Source organism: Lacticaseibacillus pantheris DSM 15945 = JCM 12539 = NBRC 106106 (genome assembly GCF_001311175.1).
GTDB classification, from domain to species: Bacteria; Bacillota; Bacilli; order Lactobacillales; family Lactobacillaceae; genus Lacticaseibacillus; species Lacticaseibacillus pantheris.
In genome coordinates, this window is the sequence record NZ_BBAI01000009.1 from 28840 (window position 1) to 50194 (window position 21355).

Below are 21355 nucleotides of genomic sequence, written 5' to 3' on the forward strand. Positions count from 1 at the left end.
TTACCCCACTAATACCAGCACCGTGCCATAATGCCACCAACCTACTGTGCAGGCTGCTGCGTGGTGACGAGGCGGTACGTGTCGCGGACAATCATGAGTTCTTCGTCAGTCGGCACGAGCCACGTCCTCACGCTGGCGTCGGGGTCGCTCAAATCCACTTCCGCGCTGTTGCGCGCATTTTGCTTCGCATCGATGGTGGCGCCCAGATACTGGAAGTGTGACATAATCTGTGCGCGAATGGCGCTGCTGTGTTCGCCGATGCCACCCGCAAAGGCAAAGGCGTCAACGCCGTTCATTTCGGCAACGTATGCCCCAACGTACTGTACAACCCGGTTCACGTACATATCGATTGCTAACTGTGCCTGCGGGTTGGTGTCCGCGGCGTCGGTCAGGGTCCGCATATCGTCGGACAGCCCCGAGATACCTTTGAGCCCCGACTCGTCGTTCAGCAGGTCGACCATCTGATCGGCCGTGACGTTGAGCTTGCGCATCAAGTACGCTAACAGTGACGGGTCCACATCCCCGCTCCGGGTGGCCGAAATTAGACCGGACAATGGTGTGAAGCCCATCGAGGTGTCGAGTGACTTGCCGTCTTTGACAGCTGTAACGCTCGAACCGGCACCGAGATGGAGTACAATCAAACGTAGCTGGTCGAGCGGCCTGCCAATCAGTTCAGCGGTCCGCCCGGCCACATAGCGGACACTGGTCCCGTGAGCACCGTACTTGCGGGCGCCATACTGTTTGTACCAAGTGTACGGCAGGCCGTAAAGGTAGCTGGTAGCCGGCATGCTTTGGTGAAAGGCACTGTCGAAGACCGCCACCTGGGTCGCCCACGGCAAGACCTGCCTGAACGTATCAATAAAGTTGGCTTGCACCGGATTGTGTAGCGGCGCGAGGTTACGTAAGTTGCGGATCTTCAGTAATACATCATCATTTACGATGACGGATTCGTTAAAGTCCTCACCACCCGCCACGACGCGGTGACCAACGCCGTGAATGTCGTGTAGCCGTTCAACCAAGCCTAACTTTTTGAGCTGGAGCAATAGATCGGCGACGACCCGACCGCAGTCCTTGGTGTCGGTATCGTACTTGACGGCATCCCGTCCGGGGACGTTAATCGTGACTGTTGCCGGCGGGGTGTTGATACGGTCAATTAGACCTTGACCCAGTAGCTTGGTGGCGGGCATGTCAAACAGGCGCCACTTGAGCGTGGAACTGCCTGCGTTGACCGCTAAATATTTGGGCATGAACCCACTTCCTTTCCCGAAAGGTAAACGGTGCTTATTAATAGTAAGCGGTTACCTAAACTCATTCTATAACGTTGTGATTTTTTTTGCAAACCATTTGGGCCAAAAATGTCGTAAACGGGTGGATAAATTTACTTAACGGCGTGGTTATGTGAAGATGGTGGTACAAATACGTACAGGGGGTACGAACCATGGTGGAAGTAATGACAAGGGCGCGCGCTGCGCAAGTCGTGCGTCCGCGGCAAGAGGCTAGTTACAAAGGTACATACGGCCGGATTGTTATTGTCGCCGGTGATGTACACTTCGGGGGAGCGGCCATCATGAGTGCCACCGCCGCGGTTAATGCTGGGGCCGGGCTAGTGACGGTGGCAACGGCCGCGGCTAACCACGCGCCTTTGCACGCCCGGCTACCCGAAGCCATGGTCTGCACGTGGGATGACGCTCTGTTACCTGAATTGTTGGCGCGGGCCGACGTGGTGGTTGTCGGGCCGGGACTCGGTGATGGCGCCGCCGCGCACGTGGTGTTGGAGCTAGTGCTGGCCACCGTGACCACACCACAGACGCTGATCATTGATGGATCGGCCATCGACTTGTTGGCGACGGGTGGGGACGCGCAGACGCACACTGAGCAGACGGTGTGGACACCCCACTCCATGGAGTGGCAGCGGTTGAGCGGCATTCCAATTGCTAAACAAACGGTGTCGCAAAACCAGGAGTTTGCCGCGACGATTCCGGGTCTGGTGGTGTGCAAAGGTGCGCCCACGGTGACACTCGACGGACAACGGGCGATCGCAAATTCCACTGGTGGTCCCGCCATGGCGACCGGGGGTTCGGGTGACACGCTCACCGGGGTCCTCGCCGCTTTTATCGGTCAGTTTGGCTTTTCAATTGAAGTTGTGGCGGCTGCGGTGTGGGTTCACAGTGCTGCCGCAGACCGGGTCGCCGCTACCCACTACGTTGCTTGCCCACGAAGGTGAGCGCGGAATTGGGCACGTTAATGCACGAGCTAGCAGATAGTGATACCACGGAAGAAGAGGAACAATAAATATGATACGCACACGCACTTTAACCAACATCGCTTTAGGCACGGCCCTGATGGCGGTCACAGCACCGTTCACGATCCCGTTAGGACCAGTGCCACTAACGTTACAAACCCTGATGGTCCCGCTGGTGGCAGGGCTGATGGACCGGCAAAGTGGTCTATGGGCCGTCATGCTCTACGTCCTCATGGGGGCAATCGGGTTGCCGGTTTTTGCTGGATTTACTGGCGGCATGGCGCATCTGGTTGGGCCCACGGGCGGCTACTTGGTGGGACTGTTGCTCTTCCCGGCCTTGCTGGGCGGCAGCGTTCGCCGGTCACGTAACGGGTGGTGGATTGGTTTAATTAACATCGTGGCAGGACTCCTACAGCTGGTCGTTGGCGCGGTTTGGCTACACGTAGTTACGGGCAGTACAATTGCGATTGGTATTGTGCCGTTCCTGGTTCCGTTACTCATTAAGGCCGCGGTGGCGACCCTAGGCACTGTGGCGGTGGCACCCGTGCTGCGACGGACAGGCATATTGATGTAATTTAACGATGACCCGGGCATACATCAATGTTCGGGTTTTGCCGATTTCAGAAAAAGATATTGACCGATTGTCCGCCTTGGTATACGATAAAACACGTTCGTTCGTCATATTTACTAATATAATTTTCGAGTGTGTACTCGTAGTGGGAGAACTTTTCATGGACAGTATCAAGTCATATTTTCAATTAGATCAGTTACACACCACGGTGCGGCGCGAGCTGCTGGCCGGGTTTACCACCTTCATTTCGATGGCGTACATTCTGTTCGTCAACCCGTCAGTGCTTGGGGCTTCCGGCATGGACAAAGGAGCCGTGTTTACCGCTACCGCGCTAGCTAGTGCGCTGGGCAGTATCCTCATGGGTGTGCTGGCACGCTACCCAATTGCCACCGCTCCCGCATTGGGGATTAACGCGTTCTTTGCTTATTCCGTTTGTATCGGTATGAAGGTACCGTGGGAAACGGCGTTGGCTGGTGTGTTCGTTGCTTCCATCATCTTTATCATTATTACTATTTTCAAATTGCGTGAAAAGATTATCGATGCAATTCCGAGCGATTTGAAGGCCGCTATTTCCGGCGGGATTGGCCTCTTCATCGCGTTCCTCGGTCTGAGCGATGGTGGCCTCATTACCGCCAACAAGTCGACTATTGTGGGCTTGGGCTCGCTCAGTGTGGGGACGACCTGGCTGACCATCTTTGGCCTCGTAGTCACGGCTATTCTGATGGTGAAGCACGTTCCCGGAGGTATTTTCATCGGGATGGTCGCCACCGTCATTTTGGGCCTGGTTACCGGTCTCATTAACATGCCAACCGGATTGGTATCGGCTGCCCCTAGCTTGAAGCCGACGTTTATGGTTGCGTTCAACCACGTGGGCGACATCAACAGCTTGCAGCTGGTGGTCGTCGTGCTGACCTTCTTGCTGGTGACGTTTTTCGACACGGCGGGAACCTTAGTGGGGTTAGCCACGCAGGCCGGTCTGATGCGCGACAACAAGCTGCCTCGCGTTGGTAAGGCGTTGGCTTCAGATTCGACGGCAATGCTGGCTGGTTCCTTGCTCGGTACGTCGCCAGTGGGTGCGTACGTTGAATCCTCGGCGGGGATTGCCGTTGGGGGTCGCTCAGGGCTGACCGCGGTGACCACGGGTGTACTGTTCATCGTGGGGATGTTCTTCTCACCGCTGTTAGGCGTGGTAACGACGCAGGTTACAGCACCGGCTTTGATTATTGTGGGTGTGCTGATGGCGCAGTCGCTGAAGAACATTGATTGGGGCAAGATGGAGATTGCGATTCCGTCGTTCCTGATCGTGTTGGGGATGCCGTTATCCTACAGCATTTCGGACGGGATTGCGTTGGGCTTCATCATGTACCCGATTACGATGGTGGCTGCCCGGCGTGGCAAAGAAGTGTCGCCAATCATGTACTTGTTGTTCTTCGTGTTCATTGGGTTCATGTGGATACTGAACGTGTAAACTGTGAATCGCTGCACTTTAAATAATACCTATAACGGGCCGCGCTAATCATTGCGCTGCCCGTTTTGCGTCCCCACCAAGTTGGTGCTAACGTGATAGGTAATACATTGACTCGATAATCACAAAGGAGTGCCCGTTATGCCGGATCTATCCACATCAACGTTTATTTTGCCCACCAACGCTACGCTGACGGCCGAACAGTCACACCTGCAGCAACAAGTATTGGCCTTCATTCGTAAGCACCGTCGCGATGAGCGGCCTGCAGTATTTGTCATCGAGGGTGACGCGGGCTCGGGCAAAAGTGTGGTGTTGAACGCTGTCTTTACCGCTGTGCAACGGGCGGCGCGGCGGGGCGATGACGAGCAACTGGTTGGTTTGGATGCCCACCTGCTCGTTAATCACAACGAAATGCTGAAGGTGTACAAAGAGGTGGCAGCGACCACCCCGGCTTTGCGGAAGAAGGATTTCGACAAACCCACGCCCTTCATTAACAGGCAACGCAAAGTCGGGCAGCGTGCCGACGTGGTGTTTGTGGATGAGGCGCACTTACTGCTCAGTCGGTCGGATCCATTCAATAAATTTACCGGCACTAACCAGTTAGACGAATTGTTGGCACTAACGCACGTGCTGGTACTAGTCTTCGACCCCGACCAAGTAGTGAAATTGAAGAGCCACTGATGGGGCCATGTTACGCCGGCATTTACAGGGTTGTACCGTAACGACATTTAAGTTGAACGCACAAATGCGGGTGCAGGATAGCGACGTGAGCGACTGGATTAACGCGCTCATCCACCAGCACTTGTTGCCGTTGCCACATCCCCGCCAGTTTGAGTTACGCGTCTTTGACGATGGCCAGCCACTCTACGATTGGGTGCGAGCGCGAAACGCCAAGTACGGGCTGTCCCGGCTCGTAGCGACAACCGACTTTCCCTTCCGGGTCTTTGACCACCGGGTGTGTACGTGGACGCGGGTACTTTACACTTACCGTGGGACAAAATTAATTTCACGGACCGGCCGTGGGCGAGCCGCCCCGAAACCGTTGACGAGGTGGGTTCTATATACACCATCCAGGGTTTCGACCTCAACTTTGCCGGTGTGATTATTGGTCCCAGCATTGATTACGATCCCGCGACGAATCGGATCGTCGTGCATCCTGATCGTTTCGAGGACCAGGAAGCATTCCGTCGCCGCAGTGACATTGCGGATTTGACCGGGGCGCGGATTGACGTCGTCCTCCACACGTTGAACATCCTGCTTAAGCGCGGCCGGATGGGACTGGGCATCTACGCTTGCCAGCCTCGGTTGCGCCGGAGGTTACGGGAATTAGGATAAGCAAAGAGAACGCTCCCACCGCAATTGTGCGTGGTGGGGCGTCCTCTTTGTTTGGGCTAACTTACGCTGTCAGGCTGGCGAATTTATCTTTGTGCTCGGAAACGAGACTTAACCACGCATCAAAAAAAATGTGGTCCGTGTTTGCTGCCAAGGGTACGCGGTCACGTCCTCATTGTTCCGCGGCTCTGGCCCGTTAGTTTCCCGAGCATGTTCCGCCCATAATCCGTCCTGCCGGTACTCCAGGTGGCCGAAAAGGTACGTGTTGTGTCCGTCGTCGCTGGTGGCCAGTAGGGGATGGTTGTCGGCCGTCACGGCGAGGAGCTGAATTCCGGACGCTTGCTCCAGTGCGGACACGGAAATATCGCTGTAGCGTGCGTGTGGTGCGACAAAACCTGCGGGTAATTGCTCGGTTAAGGCGGAGGTGGCCAGTGCCGTGTGACGAAAGGCGCCGAACAGCTTGTGTTCCAGCGCAACTTTGTGCAGACCAAAGTCGTGGTGTAACGCGGCTCGGCTCCCCAGCAGACGTTCAGTTGGGGGATGTGGTGGGCGGCAAGAACGTCCAGCAACTGGGTCACCTCGGAATAATAGTGCACCGCGGAAAAATCCAATCGGTCAATGGGCGCGCCCGTAATGATCATTGCGTCCAACGTGGGTACTTGACGTAGATCCAGTGGTTGGAGCCAAGGGGCGGGTTGGTGCAGCGGATGACTGACGGGGTGGAACCAGTGGAGGCGGACACCGGGCCCGAGCGCGTCGATGAAGTCCTGTTGGGTGGCCTGCTTGTCGTGCATCAACACCAACACGCCGATATCTAGCGTACTCATCGACGTGACGGCCGTAAAGCCGGCAGTGAGGTCGTCCTCCAGGTCAGCAATATCCTCGATGCCCACTGACAAACGTATCAGTTCGTCCTGGATACCATTCTGAATCCGAATTGGCCGGGGAATCGCGCCGTGCGTCATTAGTGCGGGAATTTCGATTAGGGACTCCAACGCACCCAAACTTTCAGCGAGGGTGATGATGTGCAGGTTTTCCACAAATTTTTGCGGCTCTAATCCTGGTTGGAGTTCAAAGCTGAGCATGGCCCCAAAGCCGTGCATTTGCCGCTTGGCAACCGCGTAATCCGGATTGTCGGGGTCACCCGGATAGTAGATTTTGGCGACGGCCGGCTGTTGCTTTAAATAGTGGAATAGACGCTCAGTGTTAGCTTGGTGTGCCTGCATCCGCAAACTGAGGGTCTTGATGCCGCGTTGGAGTAACCAGCTTTCCTGCGGGGCGAGGATGGCCCCAATTGCATTTTGCAGGAAACCAATCCGCCCGGCGAGCTGTGCGTCTTTGACCGCTACAACGCCAACGATGACGTCGGAGTGACCACCAAGGTACTTGGACGCGCTGTGCAGGACGATATCGACACCCAGAGTCAGTGGCTGCTGGACGATGGGGCTGGCAAAGGTGTTGTCGATAATGCTCAACAGGCTGTGAATATGGGCCAGTTCAGCAATGGCCGCAATGTCGGTGACGTGTAGTAGTGGGTTGGTGGGCGTTTCGAGGTAGATGGCCTTCGTGTCTGGGGTAATGGCCGCGGTGACGGCATCCAGGTCGCGGGTGTCGACTGCGGTGAAGCTTAGCCCCAGCCGCTTAAATACTTGGTCTAGCAAGCGGAAGGTGCCGCCGTAAACATCGTTACCAACTACGATGTGATCACCGGCGTTGAACATCGAGAAGACGGTGGCAATTGCCGCCGAACCAGAAGCAAATGCAAAGCCGGCCGTGCCGCCCTCAATGTCGGCGACTAGCGCTTCTACCGCCTGGCGGGTAGGGTTGCCGCTACGGGAATATTCCCACTGGGATTCGCCGATGTGCTGTTGGTGGAAGGTTGACGCCATGTAGATGGGGATGGAGGTTGCGCCGGTGTGCGGGTCTTCGGAAATGCCGCCGTGTAGTAATTGAGTTGATAATTGCATGATTTTCTCCTTTTAGTGTTTGGTTACAGGTCGTAAATGCTTTCGCTCAGGTACCGTTCGCTACTGTCTGGAAAGACGGTGACGATGTTGCTACCGGCGGGTAACGTTGCTGCGACTTTGAGCTAGCCGCCAAGGCCGCGCCGCTGGAGCTGCCGGCAAAGATGCCCGCGTCGGCCGCGAGGTTGCGGACTTGCGTAAACGCATCGTCATCGGTAATGGTGAGCGTCCGGTCCGCCTGTACCTCTTTGAAAAATGGGGGGATGAACTCCACCCCAATGCCTTCGGTGCGGTGGGCGTGCGCGGGTCCGCCATTGAGGATGGAGCCTCCGGTTCGACCACAACCGTCGTGGTAGTGGGGTCTTGTTCCTTGAGGAAGCGGGCAATACCGGCAAAGGTGCCGCCGCTACCAGCCCCAGCAACGAAGGCGGCGACTTTGCGACCATCGAGATCGCGGATGAGCTCGGGGGCGAGGGTGCGGTAATAGGTCTCCGGGTTGGCTGGGTTGTTAAACTGCATGGGTATGAAACTGTCTGGGATGGACTGGGCTAACTCTACGGCTTTGGCAATAGCTCCGCGAATTCCGTCATCGCTGGGTGTGTTGATAATCTTTGCGCCCAGGGCCTGCATGAGCGTCTGTTTTTCCTGGCTAAACTTGGCTGGTACCACCAGAATGACGGGGAGGTGACGCGCCTGCGCAGCCAACGCAACACCGATACCAGTGTTGCCGGCGGTTGGTTCGATGATGGTACTCTGGTCGGTTAGTAGGCCGCGGTTATCGGCGTCCTGGAGCATATACTCGCCGAGGCGATCCTTGATGCTGCCGCCGGGATTGAACATTTCGAGTTTGGCAAAGATGTGGTTGCCGTTCGTAATGGGAATGGGTAGGTCGATGAGCGGCGTGTTGCCGATGGTGGATTGAATATTGTGGATGAGCATGGTGGTGGGTCCTTTCTGAGTTGGGGTAAGCAAAGCTGATGTTTGGGCAATTATTCTTAATCAAATTGAGTGTGCTGCTACCGGGTATTCTGTCGCGATTGTTCTGGTAACGGTGAAATCAGTGAGTACCACAGTCTCTGAGCAGTTTGGTTCTGCATTCTCCGAGCTAAGTTTGACTGTGACGTTAGTGTGGACTCTACAACATTAGTTCTGACAACGGTGAAATCAGTGAATACCACAGTCTCTCGGCGGTGCTTTGCGCAGCTACTCGCCGCGCAAAAAAAAGGCGCGCCCCAGAAAAACCTGGTGAGCGCGCCAAAGCGATTGTCTAGTCCCCCTGGGCACTAGACTCGTGGTTCAACCGAGTCAAAGCAAACAGGCCGGACATCGCATCGTGCGCGCTATCCGACAGCAACAGTTAAAGTTGTAGTGACTGTTTGCTAACATCTCGTGAACCTCCCGTAATTGAATTGGGTTAACTATATGTTATAGCCGCACCATTTGTCAACTGCTACCGACTCGCATTGATTGGTGTGTGACGACTCTCATTGATTGGTGCGAACACGCGGGTGGCCTTTGGGACTGCGGCTTACGTGCCCTACGCCGTAGGTTGCTACACCCGCACGCTCCAGCCCGTGCCGGGCTTCCACGAATTCTGGAGCCAAAGAAAACCACTTTGTCTCCAGAATTTGCCGCTGTAACTCGCTCCGCTCGAACAGCGCTCTGGGGTCGCAGCAACTACGTCTCCGGGCACGACGCTCCATCCCAAATGCCACCCACGGGTTCCCGATAGTTCGTGAACTCTAATCCCAGGGATCATGAATCAATGCTCAGACTTTACTCAACTGACTGGTATACACGTTACTATTCATGTGATTATGCCGACAGTTTCGTTTGGAATTGATTTACCATTAAAATTTTGGGCTGTTGGCGGACCCGTAAACTTAACGTTAGACCTCTACCGTTGGTCGTACTGGCGTGATGGCTCCGGTTGAGCGGTTGGTCCCCGCGACCGGAGCCATCACGCCAGTACGGCCAGCCACCAGCAGCGGTCCACCAAGTCGCAGTACACCACGGCACCCCCGCCGGGCAGAACCGCCACCCGTACACTAAATAATGCGCATATAAAAACCGCCGCAGCCAGGCCGCGACGGTATTGTTAGCTATGCTTCCAGCACCTGCTTCAAGAACGTTTGTAACCGTTCGTGTTGTGGGTGCTCAAAAATTTGTTCTGGCGTTCCTTGTTCCAGTACCTTGCCATCGCCGAAGAATACGACACGATCGGCCACTTCCTTGGCAAAGCCCATCTCGTGCGTCACGATGACCATCGTCATACCCTCTTTGGCCAACTGGCGCATGACACCCAGCACGTCGCCGACCATCTCGGGGTCCAGCGCACTGGTTGGCTCGTCAAACAACATGATGTCGGGGTGCATCGCCAACGCACGGGCAATCGCCACCCGCTGCTTCTGGCCGCCTGACAAGGAGTCTGGCATTGCGTCAGCCTTGTCGGTTAAGCCGACCTGTTCCAGAAGCTTGATGGCTTCTGCGTCGGCCTCGGCCTTGGTCCGTAAACCGAGTTCGGTAGGGGACAAAGTAATGTTTTGCTTGACCGACATGTTCGGAAACAGGTTGAAGTGCTGGAACACCATCCCGATTTTCTGGCGTACCTGGTCGATGTTGACGCCGGGTTTGGCGATGTCCTCGCCGTCGATGACAATGTCGCCTGACGTAGTGGTTTCCAGGCCGTTAATCATGCGCAAGACGGTACTCTTACCGGCACCAGACGGTCCAATCAGCACGACCACCTCGTTATCCTCAACTTTGAGGTCAACGCCCTTGATGACGTCGTTGTTGCCGTAACTTTTGTGCACATTTTGCATTTCTACTCGAGTTTTAGTCATTTATTTTACCTTCTTTTGTACCCAGTTAGACAGCCACGTGAGCAAAGTGATGATGATTAAGTACATCAGCGCGACCATCGTCCAAATCTTAAAGCCTTCCATGTTGCGGGCAATGATAATCTTCCCGGTTTGGGTCAGTTCGAGCAAGCCAAGGACGGACAAAATCGACGTGTCCTTTAGCGTAATTATAAACTGATTGATAAACGATGGAATCATAATTTTGATACCCTGTGGCAGAATGACTTTGCGCATGGATTTGGTCCACGGCAACCCCAGACTACGGGCAGCTCCATCTGACCACCGTCAACCGCCTGGATACCACCCTTGACGAACGCGGCGGTGTACGCCCCCTCGTTCAAGGTCAGGGTCACGACGCCGGCGATTAGTGCCGGTATCTTAGCGCCAATTAGTGACGGAATCCCCGTGTAGATAAAGAGGGCGAGCACCATCAGCGGCAGTCCACGGAAGATGTAAATGAACGTTGTGGCAACACCCTGGGCAAACTTGTTGGGGATAACCCCGATGAGCCCAAAGATAATCCCGATAACGGTGGCAAAGACGATTCCCAGTACGGTGAGCTGCAGGGTTTCACCCAAGCCGCCCATGAGGGTGCCCCAATTAGATTTCAGCAAACCCATAAAGCTGTGGTCACTGTCGTTCGTCTTCGCTGCGGTTTTGGCCTGCGACTTTTGCGATCCGTTACCCAGGTATTTGCGCACGATTTTCGCGTACGTACCGTTGGCCTTAATCTTCTTGAGGCCCGCATTGACTTTGGGTAGGAGATCATTGGCGTGGGACTTGGCAATCGCGATGCGTAGTAGCCCGACTTTGCGGGTTTCGTCACGATTTTGAGGCTCAGCCCGGTGGCGATACCGTACTGCATGACGGCTCATCTTCAAAGCAGGCGGCGGAGTTCCCAGTGATGACGTCCTGATACATATTGTTCGAGTCGTCAAAGGTGACCACTTTAAGGTGGTACTTGTCCTTAATACTGTGTACGTAGTCAGCGGCGCTAGTACCGGTTTTGACGGCAACGCGCTGACCGCGGAGGGAGTTCAAAGTGTGATATTTGCTGCCAGTTTTGACGGCGCCAACAACCCCCGATTTATAGTACGGGTTACTCATGGCAAATTTAGCTTTTCGTTCCGGTGTGATGCTCATACCGGCAATGACGCCGTCAATCTGGTTGGCCTCCAGCGATTGTACGGCGGCGTTGAAGCCGAGCGGTTTTATGTTGACTTTGAAGCCTTCAGCTTTCGCGATGGCGTTCATGATATCGATGTCGATACCCACGTATTTATTACTCTTGTTGGCGTATTCGAACGGAGGAAAAGTGACGTCCGTGCCGATAGTATACGTCTGTTCGGCGGCGTTGACTGGTGTTAACTTCGGTGAGTTCCAGGCGAGGAACAAAGCAGCAGCCATGGCGAGCAGCGGCCAGAACCATTTCTTCTTCATGTGGCTAAAAACACCCTTTCTAGTTGGTACAGCGCGGCAGTTTTCGTGCCACGCGTGCGTGCAAAGAAACATCAATGTTTTCAGTCTACCGAACCGGCGGGAGGTAGTCCATGGTTTTTGTCAGGTTTGATTACACAAAGCAGTCATCTTTTACATGTATCGGCTGCTTGACTGGCAGCTTGGCTGGTTGTGCCGGTCCGGCGGCTCCGGTTAGGTGGTTGCTTGGCTGGTCGTACTGGAGTAATGGTTCCGGTTGAGCGGCAGGCTCCCGCGACCGGCTACGTGCCTCACGCTCACGCCCGTGCCGGGCTACCGCGAATTGCCGTAGCCCGAGCAAAACCCGCTCGGTCAAGCCAATTTGATTCTGTAAGTCATAAATGCCAGTAAGTGCTGGCGCACAAACTGGCATTAATTCCGACAGAACTACGGGCATGCAGCCGTCGCGGGACCCTACCGCTCAGCCTACACCATCACCCCAGTACGACCAACTTCGTGTGCTGATCAGTCAATAGAATTTATTGGTATTACGGGTCAACCCAAGCCGTCTAGAGTTGATTAAAACTTTGTGCCAGCTCGCATACGGACGACTACAATCATACGGGCAACTGCAAAATGTATGTTTGTGGAGCAGCTTGCCGTGTTATTCCTGACTATGCACGGAACTAATTGACATGATTTCCTAAGGCAAGAGCAATTGTTTAGCAACGTGGGCTTGATTCTTGCCTGGAGGAATAATTTTCAACCAATTTTGTTTTAATGTTTCCAAATAAGAATTGCACATATCACACCACGATTTATGGTGGTGCGACGTCACGGTTGCGTTGTTTTTAGCCCGGCTATAACTACACCTCCATATCGATTAGGCCAAGTATCAAGTTTTGGTTCGGTAGTGAGATGAAAATAATAGGTGAACACGTCTGGCTTTGCGTCCACAATGTTGGTTGTAATGGGGTGATGGTGGAGGTTGAGCGGGCGGTGGCCGCGACAGCTGTAAGCCCGCAGTTCTGTAGGTTTACTTCCAGTTGACGCTTTAGCGTCTTACTGGGAGTTAACTCGACGGTCTGGCAAGGCCAGCCCTAGAGCGGAGCGACGTACAGAATCAAGTATTTGAAATCGAGTGGTTTTTCTCGAGTTCAAATACTCGCGGTAGCCCGGCACGGGCGTGAGCGTGAGGCTCGCAGCACCGGTCGCGGCCACCGCCCACTCAACCGGAGGCACCACCCCATTACAACCAGCCACGTAAACAACCATCCCAAACCACACAAAAATGGAGCCGGAACAAAAGTTCCGACTCCATTTGTTGTGGTTGCCGCTACATAGCAGGCTATGCTTCCAGCACTTGTTTCAGGAAGGTTTGCAGGCGGTCGTGCGTAGGGTGGTTGAAGATTTGGTCCGGTGTGCCTTGTTCCAAGATCTGGCCATCCCCAAAGAAGATGACGCGGTCCGCAACTTCCTTCGCGAAGCCCATCTCGTGGGTCACGATGACCATCGTCATCCCTTCCTTCGCCAGTTTGCGCATGACACCCAGTACGTCGCCGACCATTTCGGGGTCGAGGGCGCTTGTGGGTTCGTCAAATAGCATGGTGTCGGGATGCATCGCCAACGCCCGAGCAATCGCTACCCGCTGCTTTTGACCACCAGACAGCTGGGCTGGCATCGCGTCAATTTTGTCGGTGAGCCCCACAATTTCAAGCATATCGCGAGCTTCTTTTTCCGCTTGCTCCTTGGACATGAGTCCTAATTCGGTTGGCGCGAGGGTGATGTTCTGCAGCACTGACATGTTAGGGAAGAGGTTAAAGTGTTGGAACACCATCCCGATGTTTTGCCGCACCTTATTCATGTCCACACCACTTTGCGCGATGTTTTCTCCGTCCACCACGACGTCACCGCTGGTTGTAGTCTCCAGACCGTTAATCATGCGGAGTACGGTACTTTTGCCAGCACCGGACGGGCCAATCATTACGACCACCTCGTTATCCTGCACGGTCAGGTCAACCCCTTTGATGACCTCGTTGTCACCATAGCGCTTGTGGACATCCTTCATTTGAACTCTTGTAGTTGTTGTCATTATGCACGCACCTTCTTCTGTACCCAGTTAGATAGCCATGTCAGCAAAGTGATAATGATTACGTAGATCAGCGCGACCATCGTCCAAATCTTGAAGCCCTCCATGTTGCGGGCCACGATGATCTTCCCGGTTTGCGTTAGTTCCAGCAGGCCGATAACGGATAGGATCGAAGTGTCCTTGAGGGTGATGATGAACTGGTTGATGAATGATGGAATCATGATGCGAATACCCTGCGGCAGGACGACGCGCTTCATGGTTTTACCCCAGGTCAACCCAAGGCTCCGTGCGGCTTCCATTTGCCCCACGTCCACGGCTTTGATACCGCCCTTAACGAACGCCGCGGTGTACGCGCCCTCGTTCAGGGTCAACGTGATAATACCGGCGATGAATGCGGGAACCTTGGTGCCAATCAAAGTCGGCACGCCAGTGTAGATGAACAGTGCCAGCACCATCAGTGGGAGGCCACGGAATACATAGATAAAGGTGTTAGCGGCACCCTGAGCAAACTTGTTCGGCAGCACGCCGAGTAGTCCTACAAGGATCCCAACAATGGTTGCACAAACGATACCCACAACCGTGAGCTCAAGGGTTTTACCGAGGCCACTGGTCAGCGTACCCGCGTTGGCGCGGAGGAGACCGAAGAAGCTCCGGTCGGACTCAGTCTGCTTGGCAGTCTGCTTTGCCTGGGACTTCTGCGAACCGTTGCCCACGTACTTAGCTACAATCTTAGCGTACTGGCCGTTAGCCTTGAGGGCTTTCAGACCGGCGTTAACCTTCTTAACCAGTTCACCCTCGGACTTTTGGAAGGCGAATCCGTAAGTGCCGGCGTCAGGTTCCTTGAAGTCAGAAGCTAGCTTGAGCTTAACACCATTGGCGATGGCGTACTGCATAACGGGCTTGTCCTCGAAGCAGGCTACCGTGTTGCCGGTGAGGACGTCCTGGTACATGTTGTCGTCGGAATCAAAGGTGACGACGCTAAACCCGTACTTTTTCTTCATGCTGTTAGCGTAGTCGGCGGCGGTGGTCCCGGTCTTAACCGCAACTTTTTTGCCTTTGAGGTCCTTCAGACTCTTGATGCTGGTATCCTTAACGGCCATGTACGTCCCGGACTTGTAGTAGGGGTGGCTGAACAGGAAGGTTTTCTTACGTTCGTCGGTGATGCTCATCCCGGCGGCAACCGCATCAATTTGTTTGGCCTGCAACGCCTGAACGGCACCGTCAAATCCGAGTTGCTTCCACTCAATTTTGAAACCTTCGCGCTTAGCGATGGCGTTGAGTAGGTCGATATCAATCCCGACCGACTGGTTCTGCTTATTGGTAAAGGCAAACGGTGAAAACGTCGTGTCAGTACCAAAAGTATATGTTTGTTCGGCGGCATGCACCGACTGTTCTTGTTGCGGCACCCACCACGCGACGACGAATGCAACGAGTGTGGCTAGGAGCCACACAAAGTGTTTTTTTTCCTCATTCCCGATACACCACTTTCCTTAGAAGATGGGTCTAGCTTAGTGGATGGTACCGGGCAAAGTCCAGACAAAATGTTAGTAAAGCTGACATTAGTCTAAGAAAAATTAAATTTTATTGCCATTGTTTACTAATCAACGGTAGTTCTATAATTCGCGCAAAAGGGCGAATTGATCGCCAAATTGATCTCGGAGGTACTGCCGGCCGCGGCCTAATAGCCAGAGAATGCCAGTAGTGGTGATGACCACCGGTAGTAAATTGGGTGGCAGGAACATGACGCCCATCACCCCACCGGCGACGAGCGGGGATTCAAGGATGGTACCGCCCATACTGATGGCGATGACGCCAATAGCCATTACGGGGTCGACGGATGGTAGCAAGTGGGCAACGGCAATGCCCTGTGCGGTGGCACTGAACAAAACGGGAAAGATGTCCCCACCCAGCCAGCCCGTGTTGAGGCAGATAGTGAGTAGGCCTAGTTTAAGGATGGACTGGCACCAAAGAAAGCCAATTCCCTGGCTTTGCCAAGTGGTCGCTAACAGGTAGAAGTTGTGCATCCCGGAGAAATTGATGGCGGGGGCAAAGAGTGTGGCACAGTAGATTGCGATTGCCCCGACGATGAGGAGGCCGATATTACTCCTCACGCGGTTAGTTAGTACCTTGCGTAGTAGCACCATACCTTTGAGGTAGACACGACCAGTGAGCCACCCGATTATAACTAGCGGCAATAGCCACACTAAGTCGGTAGCAGTCCACTTCGAGTGCCCCAGGTACACGATGACAGACGGTTCACCACCGAACTTGCAGGTGAGGTAAAAGCAGACAATACCGATGGTCAGGTAAGCCGCCGTTAGTGGCGACCAGAGGCTTTGGTGTCGGGCCGATGCCGGCCGTGGTGTGCGGTAGCGGTGGGGCGTCATGCACACTCGGAGTAGTTGCATGAACCCGTTACTCCGTATTTCCGCATAGTGTTGTTCGAGGTAGCGCATCTTATCGGTAATCCAGAGGCCATACAGAACGGTTGAACTGACCAGTGTGGCCTCGGGTCCCAGACTGGTCCCACTGGTCAACATAATGGCGGGAATAAGCATCTGGAGCCAGACAAATTTGTAGCTGCTGGTCCCCACATGCCGGAGGTCGGCCCGGATGAGACCCAAGCTCTTTGGCAGTTGACCGGTTGTACGCTGAGTCCAATAGATTAGGGTGCCAACGATACCTAACCATACCGCGTTGAACAAGGGGCGAAAATAGCTGCCAGGCCATACCCACTCGATGAACCAACCCTGCAGTAGATAAAAACCGCCCAGAATGGCACCACAAATAGCACTGAGTAGCGCTCCGTATGTAAAAATAAATCCTTTATGTGCGTGAATGTGCATGCTTTTGGCTCCCTCATCAACTGCTTTCTGAAAACACAACGCGTTTCAGTATACGGTCGCGTGGCTGGCGGGTCAAATTGACAGGGCGGGCTGACTGATTGTCACCGCAGGCAGCAGGGGAACAAAAACCCCTACGTTAGCAACGTAGGGGCAACATATATTGTGGTGACGATTGTGGCGTATGCATTTTCAATCAAAGCCCGGACTGTCCGGTTATACTACACCGCCTTTGATCCTCGTAGTGAGGGCTCTGTAAACCACAACAAAACAAAGTTGATCAGAAGCAGGACCGCTGTCGACATAAAGACCATGTTGTAGCCGAACATACCGGCGACGGCTCCACCCCAGAGGGCCCCGAACATGCTACCGAGGGCCTGGAACGATTGGTTCCAAGCAAAGATGTCGGATAACGCTTCTGGTGGGGAGTTCTTTGTCAGCAAGGTTTGAATTGTAGGGAACAACGCCGCATCCGAAATTCCCACGAGAAACCGCAAAATTCCTAAGATCCACAAGCTGGCAAAGAATCCTTGTGGCAGGTAGACGAGAATTGCGAACAGGTAACCCGCGATTAAAACTTTGCCCGACCCGTGATGGTCGCCGTATTGGCCCAGACGTGGTGCGGCCATAATGTTGGAAATCCCTGGCAAAGCCGAAATCACCCCGGCAATGACGGTGATGGCGCCGTGACCGTGCATTAGTTGACGCACATACAGACTGATGATGGGGAAAATCGATGAGTTGCCCAGCTGAACAATCAGGGTTGAAATCAGCAGCACCATGATTAACCGCGGATTACTGAATTGCTTGAGTAATCCACCTTTGCGTTTGGTGTGTGTTGCGACGGTTTTACCATCCGGAACGTGCTCTTTAACCAGCGAAACCGACAGGAACGCGACGATAAGCAGTAGTCCACCCGTTATGAAGAACGTTTGTCGAATAGAGAAGATGTGCGACAAGACCCCACCCAGCACTGGGCCGACCAGCACGCCCGACGTGGAGCCGGTCATGAGCGTACCTAACAGACGGCCACTTTTGTCGCGCGGTACTTGTGCAGCAACTAAGGCCTGGGCGTTCGGAATGTAGCCGGAAAACGCCCCGATAGCGGCACGCGCCAGGAACAGTAACACCACGTTGTGCACAAAACCGGTGAGTATGTAAATGATTGCCATCCCCCCCGCAGTTACGAACAGGATGATACGGTGACCGCGATTACTGGCCAATTTGCCCCAGAGCGGCGCCATGAACGCGGTCACCAAAAATGACACCGCGTAAATAATGCCGCTATAAAAATTAAGTTCTTGATGGCTAAAATCGCCAATCTGACTGATGAACAATGATAAAAATGGCCCTACTTCACTGAAGGCGATTCCGGCCACAAACGTGCAACCCCACAGAACGTAGAGGTTGCGCCGCCAAATTGGCCGACTAACTTTGTTTTCCATTGCACGACCCCCTGAAGGTGATTTTGCGCCTGGTGGGCATTAATTGTAAAGCGTAACGGTTCGACAGAACGTCGTAGCACGACCCGGTGATTGAAAAGTATGGCAGTGAGGATGCGGTGAGCAAGTGCATATGCGTCAATTAACCGCAAAAAAAGTCACCGTCCGGGCGGTGACTTGCATGTGGAAATTAACGATAGTACGACTTTATGCTTGGTACCGTTTCTGTACCCAGTTCGAAATCCACGTTAAGACCGTAATGATGATCAGGTAAATCAGGGCGACCATGGTCCAAATCTTAAAGCCTTCCATGTTGCGGGCAATGATAATCTTACCGGTCTGGGTTAACTCCAATAATCCGAGTACCGACAGAATCGACGTGTCCTTCAGGGTAATGATGAATTGGTTAATGAACGACGGAATCATAATGCGGATTCCTTGCGGCATTATGACGCGCCGCATGGCTTTGCCCCATGGCAGTCCCAAGCTACGAGCAGCTTCCATCTGACCAATATCAACCGCCTGCATACCACCCTTGACGAATGCGGCCGTGTACGCCCCCTCGTTAAGCGTCAGCGTAATGACACCGGCAACGAACGCAGGAATCTTGGTGCCAATCAGGCTGGGAATACCAGTATATATGAAGAGTGCCAGTACCATAAGTGGCAGACCCCGGAAAATGTAGATGAACACCGTCGCGATACCCTGGGCCCAACGGTTGGGGATGACTCCGACCAGGCCGATGATGATCCCGATGATGGTGGCACCCACAATGCCGACAAAGGTGAGTTCAATGGTCTTACCGAGGCCGCCCATGAGCGTGCCCCAGTTGGATTTGAGCAGGCCGATAAATGAATTGTCCGTATCCTGGCTAACTTTGTTCTTCTTGGCCTGGGACTTGGTGGAGCCGTTGCCGACGTACTTGCTGATGATTTGATCGTACTTGCCGTTGGCCCGCAGCTTTTTCAGCCCGCGGTTAATCTTGACCAGTAGTTTGTGTTGCTGAGATTTAGGCAAAGCAATCCCGTAACCACCAGTTTGGGCTGGCTTGCTGATAATGTGCAGCTTCACGCCAGTAGCCATAGCGTACTGAATAACTGGTTTATCGTCGACGCAAGCCGCCGAATTACCCGTCGTGACGTCCTGATACATGTTGTCAGAATCGTCAAAGGTGACCGTGGTAAAGCCATACTTATTCTTGACGCTGTTAGCGTAGTCCGCTGCTGCAGTACCAGTCTTGATGGCTACCCGCTTACCGCGTAGATCCTGCAAGTTTTTTAATGCTACTACCAGACTTGCCGGCAAACACGATACCGGATGGGTAGTAAGCGTCACTCATGGCGAACTTGGCTTTGCGTTCGGGCGTGATGTTCATTCCGGCAATCACGCCGTCAATTTGACCAGCTTCTAGCGACTGGACGGCCGTGTTGAAGCCCAGCTCCTTGACTTTGACCTTAAAACCCTCTTCTTTGGCAATTGCCCGAATCAGGTCGATATCAATGCCGACATAGACGTTATGTTTATTCGCGAACTCGAATGGAGGATAAGTAACATCCGTCCCAAAGGTATATGTTTTGGTTGCGGCGACAACGGGTTGCTGTTGGTTATTGGGGGCAGTCCAAATTGCGACCGCTGTAACTAACGCGCCCAACAGAACCCAGAACCATTTCTTCTTCATTACGCTTCACCACTTTCTTATTATTTATTCATTGAGTCCAGCTTACTTTTTCAGTGGCGGGCTGTCTACGCTTTCGGTCAGGTTTACTGACAAGAAAACGTTTACTAAGCAACGTTATGCAAAATTATCAACAATTTACGGCCGGTTGCCCAATTTGTCGGCTTGCGATTTTGCGGGAAAGATACTGGTATGCGTGGTAGTAATGATGCCACAGATGCCCAAAGCGGCAGCAATGACTGCGGATAGTAGCAGGACCGCCACGCGGGATGTGATGAGTCCAAACAAAATGGGTCCCACGGCACCTAACAAGTACCCCAAAGACTGCGACATACCGGATAGACGCGCCGTATCCACCGCCGTCGCAGCTTTTTTTCTGAAACAGGATGATAGCCAGGTTGAACGCGGCCCCGCTACCACAGCCCGCGATTAATGCAGCGACAACATTTGCGGTAAAGTTGGTGCCGCTAAAGAGAATGCCGAGTACGCCGAGCAGGTAGCCACCGGCGCTAATGGCTACGACGATGGCCTCACCGTGGTGCCGGTAGGCGAGCGTGGGTACCAGCAGGGAAAATGGCAGTCCGGCAAACTGGAACACCGTTGTCAGTGTGCTGGCTGCGACTTGACTAAAGCCAGCCGCTACCCAGATTGAGGGCAACCACGTTAACAGTGAATAGTAGAGCAGTGATTGTAGACCAAACACCAACATGATTGCCCACGACAATGGCGCGCTCATGATGGGGCGGAGGCGGTCGGTGTTATTGCCATTGTTCAACTTACGTGGGTGCCCGTAAAACGGCGCACATAGGGCCCAAAAAAAACGAGGGCGACGATGCTGACGGTCGAGAGTGTGGCCATGGTCGACCGACTACCAATATGCACGGACATAACGCCGGCAAAGGCCGTGGCTAACGATGCCACGATGCTCATGGTGGTGCTGTAGACGGCGGTTAACGGTCCAATTTTGGTGGGAAATTTTTCTTTGATTAAAGCGGGCAGCAACACGTTGCCCCCGGTAATGCCGACACCGACCAGCGCGGTGCCCAGTAGCAACGCCCAAGCACCGTTGATAATGCGCAGGTAACTACCACCCACGAGGATAATCATCGTTAATAGTAGTGTTTGTCCAGTCCCACGACGGATACCCAGTTGGGCCACGATTGGTGACAAGAGAGCGAACATTAACAGGGGGATGGTAGTCAGTAGTCCCGCCAGGCTGGTGGGAAGCTCCGCAGCTCGACGCACACTGTCGAGCATGGGTGGCATCATCGTGATGGGCAGGCGTAGGTTGGCGCCGATGAGTAAGATTCCGGTAGTGAGTAGAACGGTGGCACGGCGACTGGTTGTGGACATGGGCAAAGTACCTTCCTTGGTTATCTGTTGGTTTCAGGTTACCACACGCGTTGCCCGCTGACGTTTTTTTTGTCGTTACGGGCTGCATTTCGGTGCTTCCCC

The 21355-nt window shown here is 54.0% G+C and carries 10 protein-coding genes and 7 pseudogenes; 4 read left to right on the plus strand and 13 right to left on the minus strand.

Translation table 11 applies throughout. The annotated features are described in order from the left end of the window. Positions 1-41 precede the first annotated feature (41 nt). On the minus strand, positions 42-1247 hold the full coding sequence (locus JCM12539_RS04635) for an acetate/propionate family kinase (RefSeq protein ID WP_054649630.1): 1206 nt from the start codon (positions 1245-1247) through the stop codon (positions 42-44). A 194-nt stretch (positions 1248-1441) separates the two neighbouring features. Between JCM12539_RS04635 and JCM12539_RS04640 the strand changes: the two are divergent. From JCM12539_RS04640 to JCM12539_RS04655, 4 genes and pseudogenes are all read left to right on the plus strand, one after another. Next, a pseudogene (locus JCM12539_RS04640) lies at positions 1442-2292 on the plus strand (NAD(P)H-hydrate dehydratase). 2 nt (positions 2293-2294) lie between these two features. Next, entirely contained in the window at positions 2295-2816 is a 522-nt protein-coding gene (locus JCM12539_RS04645; RefSeq protein WP_054649632.1) for a biotin transporter BioY, read from the plus strand. Between the two features lie 157 nt (positions 2817-2973). Continuing rightward, entirely contained in the window at positions 2974-4281 is a 1308-nt protein-coding gene (locus JCM12539_RS04650; protein WP_054649634.1) for an NCS2 family permease, read from the plus strand. A 138-nt stretch (positions 4282-4419) separates the two neighbouring features. Next, positions 4420-5613: pseudogene (locus tag JCM12539_RS04655) on the plus strand (DUF2075 domain-containing protein). Positions 5614-5721: 108 nt separating this feature from the next. Here the strand turns inward: JCM12539_RS04655 and JCM12539_RS15100 are convergent. From JCM12539_RS15100 to JCM12539_RS04720, 12 genes and pseudogenes are all read right to left on the minus strand, one after another. Continuing rightward, positions 5722-6437, minus strand: a pseudogene (locus tag JCM12539_RS15100) (homoserine O-acetyltransferase/O-succinyltransferase family protein). A 15-nt stretch (positions 6438-6452) separates the two neighbouring features. Beyond that, positions 6453-7577, minus strand: a pseudogene (locus JCM12539_RS04665) (trans-sulfuration enzyme family protein); the annotation flags it as partial. A 23-nt stretch (positions 7578-7600) separates the two neighbouring features. Beyond that, a pseudogene (locus JCM12539_RS04670) lies at positions 7601-8513 on the minus strand (PLP-dependent cysteine synthase family protein). Between the two features lie 1163 nt (positions 8514-9676). Next, entirely contained in the window at positions 9677-10417 is a 741-nt protein-coding gene (locus JCM12539_RS04675; RefSeq protein ID WP_054649638.1) for an amino acid ABC transporter ATP-binding protein, read from the minus strand. Next, positions 10418-11875, minus strand: a pseudogene (locus tag JCM12539_RS04680) (ABC transporter substrate-binding protein/permease). A 1324-nt stretch (positions 11876-13199) separates the two neighbouring features. Beyond that, positions 13200-13943: an amino acid ABC transporter ATP-binding protein gene (locus tag JCM12539_RS04690; RefSeq protein WP_054649642.1), complete on the minus strand. Its 744-nt coding sequence runs from the start codon at positions 13941-13943 to the stop codon at positions 13200-13202. Continuing rightward, positions 13943-15346 carry an ABC transporter substrate-binding protein/permease gene (locus JCM12539_RS04695; protein WP_225350244.1) on the minus strand — a complete coding sequence of 468 codons (1404 nt, stop codon included), beginning with the start codon at positions 15344-15346 and terminating at the stop codon, positions 13943-13945. Before JCM12539_RS04695 ends, JCM12539_RS04690 begins: the two co-directional genes overlap by 1 nt. Positions 15347-15553: 207 nt before the next feature. Further along, positions 15554-16786, minus strand: coding sequence for a chloride channel protein (locus tag JCM12539_RS04700; RefSeq protein ID WP_054649646.1), 1233 nt, complete (start codon positions 16784-16786; stop codon positions 15554-15556). 218 nt (positions 16787-17004) lie between these two features. Continuing rightward, positions 17005-18228 (minus strand): MFS transporter, encoded by a 1224-nt coding sequence (locus JCM12539_RS04705; protein ID WP_054649648.1) that lies wholly within the window; start codon positions 18226-18228, stop codon positions 17005-17007. Between the two features lie 204 nt (positions 18229-18432). Further along, positions 18433-19903, minus strand: a pseudogene (locus JCM12539_RS04710) (ABC transporter substrate-binding protein/permease). Positions 19904-20030: 127 nt separating this feature from the next. Further along, positions 20031-20675 carry an MFS transporter gene (locus tag JCM12539_RS04715; RefSeq protein WP_054649650.1) on the minus strand — a complete coding sequence of 215 codons (645 nt, stop codon included), beginning with the start codon at positions 20673-20675 and terminating at the stop codon, positions 20031-20033. Further along, positions 20672-21253, minus strand: coding sequence for an MFS transporter (locus JCM12539_RS04720; protein WP_054649652.1), 582 nt, complete (start codon positions 21251-21253; stop codon positions 20672-20674). Before JCM12539_RS04720 ends, JCM12539_RS04715 begins: the two co-directional genes overlap by 4 nt. Between the last annotated feature and the right edge of the window lie 102 nt (positions 21254-21355).

Bases quoted from the DNA above. Each gene is read 5' to 3' on its own strand.
- JCM12539_RS04700 (WP_054649646.1), bottom strand. From the start codon at position 16,786: ATGCACATTCACGCACATAAAGGATTTATTTTTACATACGGAGCGCTA.
- JCM12539_RS04650 (WP_054649634.1), top strand. From the start codon at position 2,974: ATGGACAGTATCAAGTCATATTTTCAATTAGATCAGTTACACACCACG.
- JCM12539_RS04635 (WP_054649630.1), bottom strand. From the start codon at position 1,247: ATGCCCAAATATTTAGCGGTCAACGCAGGCAGTTCCACGCTCAAGTGG.
- JCM12539_RS04720 (WP_054649652.1), bottom strand. From the start codon at position 21,253: ATGTCCACAACCAGTCGCCGTGCCACCGTTCTACTCACTACCGGAATC.
- JCM12539_RS04690 (WP_054649642.1), bottom strand. From the start codon at position 13,943: ATGACAACAACTACAAGAGTTCAAATGAAGGATGTCCACAAGCGCTAT.
- JCM12539_RS04675 (WP_054649638.1), bottom strand. From the start codon at position 10,417: ATGACTAAAACTCGAGTAGAAATGCAAAATGTGCACAAAAGTTACGGC.
- JCM12539_RS04705 (WP_054649648.1), bottom strand. From the start codon at position 18,228: ATGGAAAACAAAGTTAGTCGGCCAATTTGGCGGCGCAACCTCTACGTT.
- JCM12539_RS04645 (WP_054649632.1), top strand. From the start codon at position 2,295: ATGATACGCACACGCACTTTAACCAACATCGCTTTAGGCACGGCCCTG.